This window comes from uncultured Caulobacter sp. (assembly GCF_937900395.1).
Lineage (GTDB): Bacteria > Pseudomonadota > Alphaproteobacteria > Caulobacterales > Caulobacteraceae > Caulobacter.
The window spans coordinates 1-13,035 of the sequence record NZ_CALCDX010000071.1; the positions used below are offsets into that span (position 1 = coordinate 1).

At 68.9% G+C, this 13,035-nt stretch carries 17 protein-coding genes and 1 pseudogene; 8 read left to right on the forward strand and 10 right to left on the reverse strand.

The window, feature by feature from the left end; translation table 11 throughout:
- The coding region (locus Q0379_RS06125) for a hypothetical protein (RefSeq protein WP_299005728.1) at window positions 1-197 on the forward strand (197 nt) is incomplete at its 5' end.
- A 367-nt stretch (window positions 198-564) separates the two neighbouring features.
- On the opposite strand, the pseudogene Q0379_RS06130 reads toward Q0379_RS06125, so the two are convergent.
- Window positions 565-1,467: pseudogene (locus Q0379_RS06130) on the reverse strand (glutamate-5-semialdehyde dehydrogenase); the annotation flags it as partial.
- A 300-nt stretch (window positions 1,468-1,767) separates the two neighbouring features.
- On the opposite strand from Q0379_RS06130, the gene Q0379_RS06135 reads away from it, so the two are divergent.
- Both Q0379_RS06135 and Q0379_RS06140 read left to right on the forward strand, forming a co-directional pair.
- Complete coding sequence (locus Q0379_RS06135; protein ID WP_299005730.1) at window positions 1,768-2,571, forward strand: alpha/beta hydrolase; 804 nt, start codon at window positions 1,768-1,770, stop codon at window positions 2,569-2,571.
- A gap of 147 nt (window positions 2,572-2,718) precedes the next feature.
- Window positions 2,719-3,417: an AraC family transcriptional regulator gene (locus Q0379_RS06140; RefSeq protein ID WP_299005733.1), complete on the forward strand. Its 699-nt coding sequence runs from the start codon at window positions 2,719-2,721 to the stop codon at window positions 3,415-3,417.
- On the opposite strand, the gene Q0379_RS06145 is transcribed toward Q0379_RS06140, so the two are convergent.
- Genes Q0379_RS06145 through Q0379_RS06155 form a run of 3 tightly spaced genes read right to left on the reverse strand, consistent with a single transcriptional unit; the run spans window position 3,396 to window position 5,273 of the window.
- Window positions 3,396-4,235: an aldo/keto reductase gene (locus tag Q0379_RS06145; protein WP_299005736.1), complete on the reverse strand. Its 840-nt coding sequence runs from the start codon at window positions 4,233-4,235 to the stop codon at window positions 3,396-3,398. The genes Q0379_RS06140 and Q0379_RS06145 overlap by 22 nt on opposite strands.
- Before the next feature lie 22 nt (window positions 4,236-4,257).
- Entirely contained in the window at window positions 4,258-4,914 is a 657-nt protein-coding gene (locus tag Q0379_RS06150; RefSeq protein WP_299005739.1) for a Pr6Pr family membrane protein, read from the reverse strand.
- On the reverse strand, window positions 4,911-5,273 hold the full coding sequence (locus tag Q0379_RS06155; protein ID WP_299005742.1) for an MmcQ/YjbR family DNA-binding protein: 363 nt from the start codon (window positions 5,271-5,273) through the stop codon (window positions 4,911-4,913). The genes Q0379_RS06150 and Q0379_RS06155 overlap by 4 nt, the downstream gene beginning before the upstream one ends.
- A gap of 29 nt (window positions 5,274-5,302) precedes the next feature.
- Here Q0379_RS06155 and Q0379_RS06160 point away from each other — a divergent pair, with 29 nt between their 5' ends.
- Window positions 5,303-6,163 carry an NAD-dependent epimerase/dehydratase family protein gene (locus Q0379_RS06160; RefSeq protein ID WP_299005747.1) on the forward strand — a complete coding sequence of 287 codons (861 nt, stop codon included), beginning with the start codon at window positions 5,303-5,305 and terminating at the stop codon, window positions 6,161-6,163.
- Here Q0379_RS06160 and Q0379_RS06165 read toward each other — a convergent pair.
- The 5 genes from Q0379_RS06165 to Q0379_RS06185 form a co-directional block, all read right to left on the reverse strand.
- Complete coding sequence (locus Q0379_RS06165) at window positions 6,160-6,666, reverse strand: YkgJ family cysteine cluster protein (RefSeq protein ID WP_299005750.1); 507 nt, start codon at window positions 6,664-6,666, stop codon at window positions 6,160-6,162. The genes Q0379_RS06160 and Q0379_RS06165 overlap by 4 nt on opposite strands.
- Window positions 6,667-6,749: 83 nt before the next feature.
- Window positions 6,750-7,280, reverse strand: a complete 531-nt coding sequence (locus tag Q0379_RS06170) for a hypothetical protein (protein ID WP_299005753.1) — start codon at window positions 7,278-7,280, stop codon at window positions 6,750-6,752.
- A 55-nt stretch (window positions 7,281-7,335) separates the two neighbouring features.
- A complete protein-coding gene (locus Q0379_RS06175; RefSeq protein WP_299005755.1) occupies window positions 7,336-7,689 on the reverse strand; it encodes a VOC family protein in 354 nt (117 codons plus the stop codon).
- Window positions 7,690-7,733: 44 nt separating this feature from the next.
- A complete protein-coding gene (locus Q0379_RS06180) occupies window positions 7,734-8,393 on the reverse strand; it encodes a methyltransferase (RefSeq protein WP_299005758.1) in 660 nt (219 codons plus the stop codon).
- Between the two features lie 25 nt (window positions 8,394-8,418).
- Entirely contained in the window at window positions 8,419-9,363 is a 945-nt protein-coding gene (locus Q0379_RS06185) for a fatty acid desaturase family protein (RefSeq protein ID WP_299005761.1), read from the reverse strand.
- A gap of 69 nt (window positions 9,364-9,432) precedes the next feature.
- Between Q0379_RS06185 and Q0379_RS06190 the strand changes: the two genes are divergently transcribed.
- Window positions 9,433-9,774, forward strand: a complete 342-nt coding sequence (locus Q0379_RS06190; protein WP_299005763.1) for a lysozyme inhibitor LprI family protein — start codon at window positions 9,433-9,435, stop codon at window positions 9,772-9,774.
- Here the strand turns inward: Q0379_RS06190 and ubiA are convergent.
- Entirely contained in the window at window positions 9,771-10,706 is a 936-nt protein-coding gene (ubiA, locus tag Q0379_RS06195) for a 4-hydroxybenzoate octaprenyltransferase (RefSeq protein ID WP_299005766.1), read from the reverse strand. The genes Q0379_RS06190 and ubiA overlap by 4 nt on opposite strands.
- A 188-nt stretch (window positions 10,707-10,894) precedes the next feature.
- On the opposite strand from ubiA, the gene Q0379_RS06200 reads away from it, so the two are divergent.
- The 3 genes from Q0379_RS06200 to Q0379_RS06210 all read left to right on the forward strand — a co-directional run bounded on the left by Q0379_RS06200 (window position 10,895) and on the right by Q0379_RS06210 (window position 13,023).
- Window positions 10,895-12,355 (forward strand): catalase, encoded by a 1,461-nt coding sequence (locus tag Q0379_RS06200; RefSeq protein WP_299005769.1) that lies wholly within the window; start codon window positions 10,895-10,897, stop codon window positions 12,353-12,355.
- Window positions 12,356-12,426: 71 nt separating this feature from the next.
- Entirely contained in the window at window positions 12,427-12,669 is a 243-nt protein-coding gene (locus Q0379_RS06205; protein ID WP_299005772.1) for a hypothetical protein, read from the forward strand.
- A gap of 69 nt (window positions 12,670-12,738) precedes the next feature.
- The gene (locus tag Q0379_RS06210; RefSeq protein ID WP_299005775.1) at window positions 12,739-13,023 is read left to right on the forward strand and encodes a DUF454 family protein; all 285 of its coding nucleotides are present in this window, start codon (window positions 12,739-12,741) and stop codon (window positions 13,021-13,023) included.
- Window positions 13,024-13,035 lie beyond the last annotated feature (12 nt).

The window sequence follows — 13,035 nt, forward strand, 5'->3', positions numbered from 1 at the left end:
GGCTGTTTTTGCTGTCTCCCGTCGACGGGCGCGCCATCGACGGCATCGATCCGGGGACCGGCTTTACCCAGGCGCCGGTGGCGTTCGCCGACCGGGTCTGGGCGCTCTCGAACGGGGGGGTTTTGTACGGCATCGGGATCGCATCGCCGTTTGCGCCGGCGCGGCGTACCGACCCGTACGCGACCGTCCTTCGGTAACGGCATCCGCCGAAAGGCGGCAAATGGGCCAGAATCCCTGCGAAAGCTCGGGTTTTGGAGCGAGGAAAACGGGCTCTCGGTCATCGCGACCGGGCGCCCGTTGGCATTTTCCCTGCAAATTCAACGAGGGGCCCTTCCCCGCCATCCTATCTTCATTTCGCATAATAAGCATTATGTAAACTTCCGAAGAACGGCGCCGATTGCGCGGGTCGGGCTACGCCTCGGGACCGGTCTCGGCCGCCGCCAGCGCCAGATCATAGACGCCGGTGGCGCCCTTCACGATCCGCCCGGCGGCACCGGCCTCGCGCGCCACCACGCGCAACGCCGGCGCCTGCACGGTCAGCGTGCCCGCGGGCACCGACATCACGCTGTCGGCCGGCAGGCGCAGCTCGCAGCCGGCGGCCACCAGAGCCTCCGCGATCGGCGGCAGCAGGGAGGCGGCGGCGGCCTTGTCGACCAGCAGGGTCTCGGCCGCGCCGCAGACCGACACCCGGCGCAGCTTGGCGTTGACGACGATGTCGGTAGCCTTTTTCACGTCGGCGGCGGCGTGGACGAAGACGTGGTTGAGGCCTTCCAGGTGGCCCAGCACCGGGGCGCGGGCCTCGGCCTGGACGCGGGCGACCAGGCTCTTGCCGCCGCGCGGAATGATCAGGTCGATCGAGCGGTCCAGGCCCTGCAGGATCATGCCGACGGCGGCGCGGTCCGGCGTCTTCACCGCCTGCACCGCGCTGACGGGCAGGCCGGCCGCTTCCAGGCCGCGTTCGATCGCCGCGTGGATCGCCAGGTTCGAGGCGATGCACTCCGACCCGCCGCGCAGGATCACGGCGTTGCCCGAGCGCACGCACAGCGCCGCGGCGTCGGCCGTCACGTTGGGACGGCTTTCGTAGATCATCGCGATCACGCCGATCGGCGTGCGCACGCGGCTGATGTCGAGCCCATTGGGCCGGGTCCAGCGCGAGGTCGCCACGCCCAGCGGATCGGGGATATCGGCGACGGCCTCGACCCCGGCGGCGACGCCTTCCAGGCGCGCGGCGTCCAGGGCCAGGCGGTCGAGCATCGGGCCGGAGACGCCATTGGCCTCGGCGCGCGCCAGGTCCTCGGCGTTGGCGGCCAGGATCGCAGGGGCGGCCTTGCGTATCTCCGCCGCCATGGCGCGGATCGCGGCGGTGCGCTGCTCTGGCGAGGCCAGGCGCAGGGCGCGCGCGCCCTCGCGGGCCGCCCGGCCCATGTCCGCCATCGTCGCCTGCAAGCTCACGCCCGCGTCGTCCATGTTCGCTCGTCCCCGCATTCTTATGCTCAGGTTGAGCCTTACCTAGGCGCTTTCGAGGCCGGATGAAACCGGCTTCATCTGAAAGCGGAGCGAGTTTTGGTGGGGGGCGAGGTGATGAGCCTTCACGGGATGGCGTCCGCAGCGACCGGCTAGAGGGGGCTATTTGAGCAACTCCCACCCAAACGCCGCCATCCGATACAAGCCCCGCCGCGAAGCGCCGCCCTAACGTCGGACGTGGCGCCGGCGATCGTCGGGGCCTGACCCAGTTCCCGCCGCGGCGGGCGCCCGGAGATCTGCGGCATGCTCAAGACCTTGATGATCAGCGCGACGGCTTCCGCCTTGGTCGCCGTGGGCGGCCTTTTCGCCGTCGCGCCCGCCCATGCCGCGCCCGCCGCCGTCGCCGACGCCAAGCCGGTGACCGTCGTCCTCGTGCATGGCGCCTGGGCCGACGGGTCGAGCTGGAACAAGGTCATTCCGCTGCTGCAGGCCAAGGGCGTCAACGTGCTGAGCGTCCAGAACCCCCTGACCTCGCTGGCCGACGACGTCGCCGCGGCGAAGCGGGCGATCAGCTATGCCAAGGGCTCGGTCGTCCTGGTCGGTCACAGCTGGGGCGGCAGCGTCATCACCCAGGCGGGCGACGATCCCAAGGTCAAGGCGCTGGTCTATGTCGCCGCGTTCGCCAACAGCGAGGGACAGAGCGGCGGCGATCTGATCGGCGCCTATCCCAAGCAGCCCGTGCTCGACGAGGTCGTCGCCGACGGCCAGGGCTTCCTGTATCTGAGCGAGAAGGGGGTGGCCGAGGATGTCGGCCAGGATCTCCCGAAGGCCGAAGCCAAGGTTCTAGCCGCCACGCAAGGCGCGTTGGGCGCCGGCGCCTTCGGCGACAAGGTCACGACCGCCGCCTGGAAGACGCGCCCGTCCTGGTATGTCGTCTCGGCCGACGACCGCGCCTTGAGCCCGGCCTTGCAGCGCGACCTGGCCAAGAAGTTGAACGCCAAGACCACCGTCCTGTCGTCCAGTCACTACTCGATCCTGTCGCATCCCCAGGAGATCGCCGCCGTCATCGAGGACGCCGTCAAAGCTGTTCAAGCTCAGGATCGCTGACTCCCGCGCGCCCGCGTTCCGAGGGCTAGACCCGAAAGGGTGAGCCTTGGCCCACCTGACGAGATTGAGACACGGTGGCGAAGGGGCGACGTTCGCCATGACGGCCGCGAAAGCATGACGTCTTCGCGGGCAAGGAAGGCGCGCGCCATGCATTGCGACAAGGCCCATGATCGGCATGGGGATTCCGTGCGTCGGGACGGAGCGGTCCGGTTCCGGGACCGTCGCGTCGATTCCAGCGAGGCGGCGCCCGAGATCGCGATCATCCTCTCCAGTGTCGAAGACGGCCTGAGCCGCCTGAGGCGGCCCGATCCGGATCTGGACGGGGTGCGGGATATCCTGCGCGTGATCGCGGCGGCGGCTGGCGCGGCGACCGAACGCGGTTCATGGGCTGCCGCACGGCCTGGCGGTGTTCTCGACGCGCCGCTTCCGGCCACGAATTCGCCCGAGATCGCGAAGGGCGGCCTATCGCTATGGCAGCGGAAGCGGGCGGTCGGCATGATGGCGCGGCTGGACCAGGATGCGCCCACGGTGTCGGAACTCGCGGCCGCCTGCCGCCTTTCCAACGGCTATTTCATCAAGGCCTTCAAGCAGACCTTCGGCGCCACGCCGCGCCGCTGGCGGCTGCTGCTCCGGGTCGAGCAGGCCAAAAATCTGCTCGTGTCCAGCGATCTCACCATCGCCGAGATCGCCTTGGCCTGCGGCTTCGCGGACCAAAGCCATTTGACCCGGGTGTTCGGCCAGATCGAGGGTGTTCCGCCGGCGCGCTGGAGGCGGAGATCCGTCGACATCACCGAGATGGCGACGGATCCTGGAGCGCTCCCGGCCTATGCCGCGTCCCAGCGATAGGCCTTGTCCAACCAGTCGCCGATCCGACCGTCGGGGCGGGCCAGGCCGTGAATCTCGGCCATCTCCTTCTCCGACAGCTCGAAGTCGAGGATGTCGAAGTTCTCCTCGACCCGCTTCGGGTTGCTGGTGCGGGGAATGGCGATGATTCCCTGCTGGATGATCCAGCGCAGGGTGACCTGGCCGGGCGTCTTGCCGTGGGCGCGGCCGATCTCGATCAGCAGCGGCTCCTGGGCGACCTTGCCCTGGGCCAGCGGCGACCAGGCGGTGATGGAGACGCCCAGTTCGTCGGCCTTGGCCTTCAGGGTCTTCAGCGACAGGTAGGGGTGGTATTCGACCTGGTCGGTGGCGATCGGGGCGTCCGACAGCTTGGCGGCCTCTTCCAGCTGGGCCGAAGGGAAGTTCGACAGGCCGATGGCCCGGGTCCAGCCCTTGGCGCGGACCTCGTTCAGGGCGCCCAGGGTCTCGGCCAGCGGCACGTCGGGCTTGGGCCAGTGCAGCAGCAGGAGGTCGACGTGGTCGAGGCCGAGCTTCTCCAGGCTGATCTCGGTGGAGCGTTGCAGGTCGCCATCGGCGAACTGGTCGATCCAGACCTTGGTGGTGACGAAGAGCTCGTCGCGCTTGATCCCGCTGTTCCTGATCGCCGCGCCGACATCCTGCTCGTTGCCATAGATCTGGGCGGTGTCGATGTGGCGATAGCCGACCTCCAGGGCCTTCTCGACCAGCGGGACGGCGGTCCCGTTCTCCAGCTGCCAGGTGCCAAAGCCGATCGCGGGCATCAGGACGTCGCCGGAGCGAATGGCGGGGACGAGCTTGGACATCGAGAACTCCGAGAAAAGGCGGTCAGGCGGATATGGGGGCCGGCTTGGCCGGCGCCATCCGGGTCCGAACGCGCAGGAAGGCGATGAAGATCAGGCAGACCAGCGCGAAAGCAACGCCCATCTGGACGATCGTCAGCAGGACGGCGGGATAGCCGCGCTTGGTCACGTCCATGAAGGGATACGGATAGAAGCCCGAGATCGCGCCGTGCGCCAGGGTCCAGGCGCCGAACAGGACGGGAAAGGCCATCGCCTTCAAGGCCGCGATCCAGCGCGCCTCGCCCGCGCCTCCACGCAGGGCCAGGTCGAGCAGGAAGGCGGCCGGGGTGATCGTGTGGTTGAGCGTCGTGGCGACGAGGCGCAGGCCCTGCGGGTTCCAGGTGTGGGCTAGCACCGTGTGATAGACCACCGCCGTTATGGCCAAATAGGTCGCGATCGCCGCGCGCGGGCCGGACTGTTCGGCCCAAAGTCTCAGGCGGCTATCCGGCGCGATCAACGGCGCGGCCAGGGCGATGGCGGCCAGGGCGTTCGACAGGATCGTGAAGTAGCTGAAGAACTCGACGGTCTTGGCGGGTAGGGTCGCCAGGGTCTCATCATAGGCCATCAGGCCGTACTGCAGCAGCGGCCCCGAGGCGGCGATCAGCGCGATCAGAGCGCGCCAGGCTTTGGTCTTGTCGGTCATGCGGTTCCCGTCGCTCGGTCTTCGTCCCAGGCCTTCAACACCTTCTTGGGCGCGGTTGCGCGCCACTGGCGCAGCACCAGCCCTTCGACCGTTCCGGCATGAGCGCCGGCCAGGCGGATCAGGACGTAGGGATAGTTGCGGAAATGGTCCGTGACATGGAAGACGTCCGGTTCGGCCTCGATCAGCATTTCGCGCTCGTCGAAAGGCACGCCGGGGCAGACCAGGCTTTCGCCGTCCTCGAACAGTCGGGTCAGGAACTTGCCGTGCGCCTTCAGGCACGGGCGGCCATAGGCGGTCCCGTGTTCGACGCCGGGCAGGCGCAGGGCGAAGGCGACGACGTCGTCATAGGTCATGGGCAACCCCTCGGCGGCGCGACTATATGTGGGTCATGGACTTCGACAACACCCTCAAGACGCCCATCCTGGTGCTGGGCGCGACCAGCCTGATCGGCGGCCACCTGATGGCCCGGCTGGCGGACGAGGGGTTCGATCCCGTCGCCATCAGCCGTCGCCCGCCCGGCGGCGACGCCTGCTGGGTCGACGCCGACCTGACCGATCCGGACGCGGAGGCGCGCCTGCCGCCCGCGGCGACGGTGTTCTCGCTGTCGCCAATCTGGCTGTTGCCGGCCTTGCTGCCCGGCCTGAAGGCGCGCGGCATGGTCCGGCTGATCGCCTTCTCCTCGACCAGCCGCTTCACCAAGGTCGACTCGCCTGAGCCCGGCGAGCGCGCGGTCGCCAAGGCGCTGACCGACGCCGAGCAGGCGATCGAGACTTGGTGCGCGGCTAACGGCGTCGCCTGGACGATCCTGCGGCCGACCCTGATCTATGATGAGGGCCACGACGAGAACGTCAGCCGCATCGCGCGCCTGGTCCGACGCTTCCACGTGATGCCGCTGTCGGGACGCGGCGAGGGTCTGCGCCAGCCGGTGCACGCGGCTGATCTGGCGGTCGGCGCTCTGGCGGCGGCGAAGGCGTCGACGGCGCGGAACCAGGCCTATGATCTGGTCGGCGGCGAGACCCTGACCTATCGGGCTATGGTCGACCGCATCTTCGAGGGTCTGTGCAAGACGCCGCGCTCCCTGCCGATGCCGACCTGGCTGTTCGCGCTGCTGATGCGGCTGGCCAAGCCCTTCTATCCCGGCGCTACCGCGGCGATGGGGACGCGCATGGGCCAGGACCTGACGTTCGACTCGTCCGACGCCACGCGGGACTTCGGCTGGAGCCCGAGGGCGTTCCATCCGCGGTTCTAATCCGCGTCGGCGAGGACCATCGCGAAGGGCGTCAGGGCGCCGTCCCGCTCGATATAGCCGCTGACCAGCTTGCGGTCGGGCGGCAGGACGCCGAGGTCGATCTCCTCGGTAGGAAAGACCACTATCCGGCGGTCGCCGACGCAGACGACGAGCTCATAGCCGTCCAGCGCCCGGCGCGACATCGCCTTGATGTAGGAAAAGTACGGTTCGCGCCGCCAGGCGGCGGGCTTGCCCGGGTCGACCACGACGTTCAGCCGCTTGCCGTCGCGGTCGGAATACATGACGAACCCGGCCTTGTCGGGCCGCCATTCGTCGCCCAACCGAGCCGACGTCAGCCACAGGCACTCGAAAGCCCGACAGGCGGCCGGCCGATGCTCATAGAAGCCGCAGCCGCCGCCCTTCTTGAAGTGGCCGCACCAGACGCCGTCGGGCTTGTCCAACGCCTCGATCGCCAGGACCTTGCAGCACAGGCCGCAGGACCCGCAGCTCTTGTCCGCCGTCATGGTTCGCCCGCCATCCCCTCGATCGTCAGGGGGCGGACGTTAGCGTGGCTGTGTGACGGTTTAATGCGCGCCGGCCGACGAGCCTACTCGGCCGGGCAAGCCGCGCGGGTCAGGGCGTAGGCGGCGAAGGGCGCGTCCTTGCCGCCGGCGCGCGCGACGATGGACCAGGACAGCTTGCCGCCGTCCAGCCGCCAGCGGTTGACGAAGGCCGCGTCGGGATAGGGGTAGGTGATGTCGAAGCCGCCCGGGACCGCTTCGCCCTTGCCGACAGCGGTGAAGTCGCCGCCGAAGCTGTCGGCCCAGAAGCCGGAGACGCCCGTGGCCGGTCCCTCCTTGGGCGCGGGACCCCGACCTGTTAGGATCAGGTGGGCGGCGTAACGGTCGGTCGGATCGGCCTTGGCGCGGCTGTCGGCGTCGACGGTCAGCGCGGTCCCGAGCGCCGCGGGCTTCACGCTCAGCGTGATCTCGACCGGTTTGCCCATCACCTCGCCGTCGCCGCGCCAGCAGCCTTCCAACGCCTTCACGGAGCCCGGGATCGGGGCCGGCGGCTGATCCTCGGCCCGCGCGGTTCCGGTCATTCCCAGCAGCGCGACACTCGCCAACAAGGCCCGCATGTGTTCCCCCCTCGGAAAAGCAGGCGGCGAACCGATCGCGATTCGCCGCGCTCGACTATTCGACGCCGGTCGCGCTCCACACCCCCAGCTCATTGCCGGACGGGTCGGTGAAGTGGAAGCGGCGGCCGCCGGGGAAGCTGAAGATCGGGGCGGTGATCGTTCCGCCGGCCTTCATCACCTTGTCGAGCATCGCCTCCAGATCGTGGGCGTAGAGGATGACCAGCGGCCGGTCGCTCGACCCTTCCTGCGGCCTGGCGAAGCCGCCGTCCGAACCCTCGCCCTCGAAGGCGGCGTAGTCGGGGCCGTAGTCGACGAAGCTCCAGCCGAAGGCGGCCGAATAGAAGGCCTTGGTGGCCGGCAGGTCACCGGCGGGCCATTCGATGTAGTCGATCTTGCCGTCTTCACGCATGGCGATCTCCTCAAACGATGTTCTTTATTTGTTCTAGTTCGGCGTTACGGCAGAGTCCAGACGCTGGTGCGCTTGACGGCCAGGTCTTCCAACTCGCGGGTGGTCGGCACCTGGTATTCGGCCAGCTTCTCGAGCCCGTCCTTGGGGAAGTAGGTGCGGCCGGGATCGCCGATCAGGACGCGCGCGCCCGCCGCGCGGCCTTGGGTGAGCCAGGCCATCACCGCCTCGGCCATCGGCCGCTCGTAGCAGATGTCGCCGGCCAGGAGGACGTCGGCCGGCGGCGGCGGGGCGTCCAGCAGGTTCTGGTCGGTGAAGCCGATCTCGACGCCGTTGGCTTCGGCGTTCAGGCCGACCGCCGCCTCGCAGAAGACGTCGATGTCGGCCGCCAGCACGCTCGCCGCGCCCGCCTTCATGGCCGCCACCGCGACGATGCCCGAGCCGGTGGCGAAGTCGATCACCCGCTTGCCGGCCACGAGCTCGGGGTGGTCGAGGACATAGCGCGCCAGGGCCTGGCCGCCCGCCCAGGCGAAGGCCCAGAACGGCGGCGGCAGGCCGATTTCCTCCAGCGCCTCCTCGGTCAGCTTCCAGATCGGCGTCACCTCGTCGGCCAGATGCAGCGCAAGCTCCGGCGTATGCGGCGGCGCCTGCAGGCGGGTGTTCTCGCGAATGAAAGCCCTGCGGCCTTCCAGGGTCTGGACGATCATGGACGGCGTTAGAGCACGCCCCGGCTTAGGCGGCGACCGGTTTGCTCGACGCGGCCTTCAACACCGACAGGTAGCCCGGCGCGGTCAGCATGCCCTGGGTCAAGCCCTTCTTCTCCAGGAGCCGGTGCGCGACGGGCAGGTTCCAGCACGGCGTGTGCATGAACATGTGGTGCTCGGCGTGGAAGTTGACGTGGTAGGGCGCGATCAGGGCGCGCTCGATCCAGTTGGCATGGGTGGTGCGAGCGTGGCGGAAGGGGTCGGGCTCGTCCTTGGCGACCAGGGCGTGCTCGGCGATGTTGCGCAGGCGCGTGACCAGCGGGAACCAGGTGGCCATCGGCACGATCCACAGCGCCAGCCACGCCCACCACAGGCCAAGGGCGGAGAGCACGGCCAGGATGCCGAGGTTCCACAGCAGGAACGGCGTCTGCCGCGCCAACTCGCCGGCGACGATCGCGCCCTTGGGCGTATCGCCCTTGGCCTTGCCCAGCAGCGGCCCGAAGCGCTGCTTGAAGAAGGTCTGGCCGGTCAGGTCGCGGATCATCTTCCGACGCAGCGAGGCGGCGGTGGTGGGGAAGGGCGCCGATAGGACGAGGTCGGGGTCCTCGGCCTGCTGGGCGTACTTGTGGTGGGTCAGGTGATAGGGCCGATAGCGCGCCAGCGAGGCGCCGATCGGGGCGGCGCACAACCACTCGCCCAGCCAGTCATTGACCTTGAGGTTGGGATGCAGCCCCCCGTGCGCGGCCTCGTGCATCAGGATCGCCAGGCCCAGCTGCCGCGCGCCGATCAGCATCACGGCGAGGATGTAGGTCAGCGGGTTGGGGAAGGCGACGAACAGGGCCCCGGCCGCGACGATCACCGCCCAAGCGTGCGCGACCATCGCGATCCCCCGCCAGGACGAGCGCGCGGCAATGCGCGTCCATTCGTCGGGCGTGAACAGGTCCTGCGGTTTGACGCGGGCGGCGACGGCCATGGAACGATCATCGCACATTCAGCTTACCCCCGACAGGATGACCCGACGTCACGAGTTCCGGAGGTTTTGATGCGCCGTCTGATCACCGCTCTTCTGCTGGTCGCCGCGGCCGCTACGCCCGCCGCCGCCGCCAGCTTCGACTGCGGCAAGGCGCGAGCCGCTGACGAGCGCGCCATCTGCGCCAACCGCGCGCTGAACGACCAGGATGTCCGCGTCGACCAGCTGTACGGCATTACGCGCCATCTCGTGCCGATGGGCGGACGCGATGCGATCATCGGCGACCAGCGCGCCTGGCTGAAGAGCCGCCACGCCTGCGGCGCCAATCAGGCGTGCCTGGCGAGGAGCTATGATCGGCGGCTGGCCGAACTGAACCGGGTGATGCAGCGGGTCTACCAGCAGGGGCCGTTCTAGAAGCTGACGCCCGGCCTCCAGAGGCCAGCGACCAGCCCCGCCACGACCAGCAAACCCGCCACCGCGTTCGACTTGAACAGTTTCAGCGCGCCAGGCCCGTCCTCGACCCGCACGGCCGCTGCTTGCCGCGACAGATGCAGGGCGAAGGCGCCGGCGAAGGGCAGGAACAGCGGGCCCAGGCTCCCGACCCAGGCGGCCGCGATCACGAGGACCGTCGAGACGGCGTAGAAGCCCGCGACGCCCAGCTTCACGTGCTTGCCCAGGCGACGCGTCGAGGACTTGATGCCGGCCAGGGCGTCGTCCTCGATGTCCTGGATCGCGTAGATCGTGTCGTAGCCCAGGGTCCAGAAGATCCCCGAGGCGTAGAGCAGGGCCGCGGACCAGGACAGATGCCCGACGGCGGCGGCGTAGCCCAGCAGGGCGCCCCAGTTGAAGGTCAGGCCCAGCCACGCCTGCGGCCACCAGGTGATCCGCTTCATGAACGGATAGGCGGCGACCAGGCCCAGGGACAGCACGCCCAGCAAGATCGCGGTCCAGCCCAGGCAGACCAGGATCAGGAAGCTCACCAGGCTGCAGCCGACCAGGAAGCCCCAGGCCTGCTTGACGGTGATCAGTCCCGCCGGGATGGGGCGCATGGCGGTGCGGGCCACCTGGGCGTCGAAGTCGCGGTCGACGATGTCGTTGAACGCGCAGCCCGCCGCCCGCATTAGCGCCGCGCCGACGAACACGGCCAGCAGCAACAGCGGGCTCGGCCAACGGCCCTGCTCGGCGGCGGCCAGGGCGATCCCCTGCCAGCCGGGCAGCATCAGCAGCCAGATTCCCGCCGGCCGGTCGAAGCGGCCCAGCTTCAGCCAGGGCCTCAAGCTCGGCGGCGCATGGCGGTCGACCCAGTTCGTGGCCGCGGCGTCGGGCAGGATGGCGTGCGTGGTCATGGCGGCAGGCTTACCCGCGCTAGCATAAGCGGAAAAGAGCAGCCATCGCCTTCAAGCCCGTCGTCGGCCGATCGGTCATGCTTTCCGAAGCGAGCATAGAGAAATCCGATCTCGTCGCGAAAAACGATCAATTGGATTTATCGAGGGCCGGCGGCCAAGGTTCGCTCACATCCACGGCGGAGGCAGCCATGACCAAGACGACCATGACGACGACGGCCGGCGCGCCGATCGCGGACAACCAAAATTCGATCAGCGCCGGTCCGCGCGGTCCGCTGCTGATGCAGGACTACCAACTGCTGGAAAAGCTCGCTCACCAGAATCGCGAGCGCATCCCCGAGCGTGTCGTCCACGCCAAGGGCTCGGCCGCTTACGGGACGCTGAAGATCACCCAGGACATCAGCCGCTGGACCAAGGCCAAGGCCCTGCAGCCGGGCGCGGAGAGCGAGGTGCTGCTGCGCTTTTCGACCGTGGCCGGCGAACGCGGCGCGGCCGACGCCGAGCGCGACGTGCGCGGCTTCGCCCTGAAGGTCTATACCGAGGAGGGCAACTGGGACCTCGTCGGCAACAACACGCCGGTGTTCTTCATCCGCGACCCGCTGAAGTTCCCCGACTTCATCCGCACCCAGAAGCGTCACCCGGCGACCAACCTGCGCTCGCCGACGGCGATGTGGGACTTCTGGAGCCTGAGCCCTGAAAGCCTGCACCAGGTCACGACCCTGTTCAGCGATCGCGGCCTGCCGCAGGGCTACCGGTTCATGCACGGCTTCGGCAGCCACACCTACAGCTTCATCAACGCCGCCAATGAGCGCGTCTGGGTGAAGTTCCACTTCAAGTCCCAGCAGGGGATCAAGAACTGGACGAACGCCGAGGGTAATGCCGTCATCGCCAATGACCGCGAGAGCGCCCAGCGCGACCTGTTCGAAGCCATCGAGCGTGGCGACCATCCGCGCTGGACGTTCTTCGTCCAGGTCATGACCGAAGAGGAAGCCGAGCGGACCTCGTACAACCCGTTCGACCTGACCAAGGTCTGGCCGCACGGCGAGTTTCCGCTGATCGAGGTCGGCGTTCTGGAGCTGAACCGCAATCCGGACAACTACTTCGCCGAGGTGGAGCAGAGCTCGTTCTCGCCGTCGAACATCGTCCCGGGCATCGGTTTCTCGCCGGACAAGGTGCTGCAGGCGCGGATCTTCGCCTATGCCGACGCCCACCGCTACCGGATCGGCACGCACTACGAGGCCCTGCCGGTGAACCGTCCGCGCTGCCCCGTGCACCACTACCACGCCGACGGCGCGATGCGCTTCGACAGCCCGCCGCGCACCGACGCCTGGTACGAGCCCAACAGCTTCGGCGGGCCTGTGGAGGATCCCTCGGTCGCCGAGCCGCCGCTGCCGCTGCACGGCGACGCAGACCGGTTCAACCACCGGGACGGCAATGACGACTACAGCCAGCCTGGCGCCCTGTTCCGCCTGATGAGCCCCGACCAGCAGACCCAGCTGTTCGACAACATCGCCGCGGCCATGCAGGGCGTGCCCGAGGCGATCATCAAGCGCCAGCTGGTCCACTTCCACCGGGCCGATCCGGCCTACGCCGCGGGCGTCGCCCAGCGCGTGGGCGTCTCGATCGCCGACATCGCCATCGCCGCCGAATAGGCGACGTTTCCGGGGAGGATCGCATCGCCGCTCCGTAGGTCCTCCCCGCCTTTTCCTTAGGAGGTTCCCCAATGACCACCGCCGCTCTTCGTGTTTCGGGCTGGAGCCTGCTGCTGGCCGGCGGCGCGGCCGGGATCGTCCTGCCGCATCCGGTCACCACCGGCCTGTGGACCGCCGCCGCGCGGCTGTTCGAGAAGTCCGGCGATCGCGGCATGGTCGCGCGCCTGACCTCGGCGACCAAGTTCGGACCGCGCATCCGGCGGCGTCTCGCCCAGGGGCCTCGCCCGACAGGCCTGCGCTTCCACCCCGCTTAAGGGTTCGCGATGTTGCGAGCGGCTCTCAATCCTCTCGACAGCGCATTCGCTGGGCGCGAGGATCGGGGCATGGCTTCCGCCGCCCCGGATCGTAAATCGCGCCGCCGTCGTCTTACCCGCGCCGAGCGTTGGGCGCTGGACGGCTTGGGCGGGGTGCTGGTCGCCACCGGCGCGGTCGGCATCGTGACCCCGGGCCTGCCCACCACCGTGTTCTGGATCGGGGCGGTGGTCTGTTTCCTGAAGACCCGTCCCCACGCCGTCCGCCCGATGCTGCGCACGCCCGTAATCGGACCGGCGATCCGGGGCTTTCTACGCTGGCGGCCGTTCGGGCGGCGAAAAGGCGCCTCCCGCTAGCGGCTCGAAGGC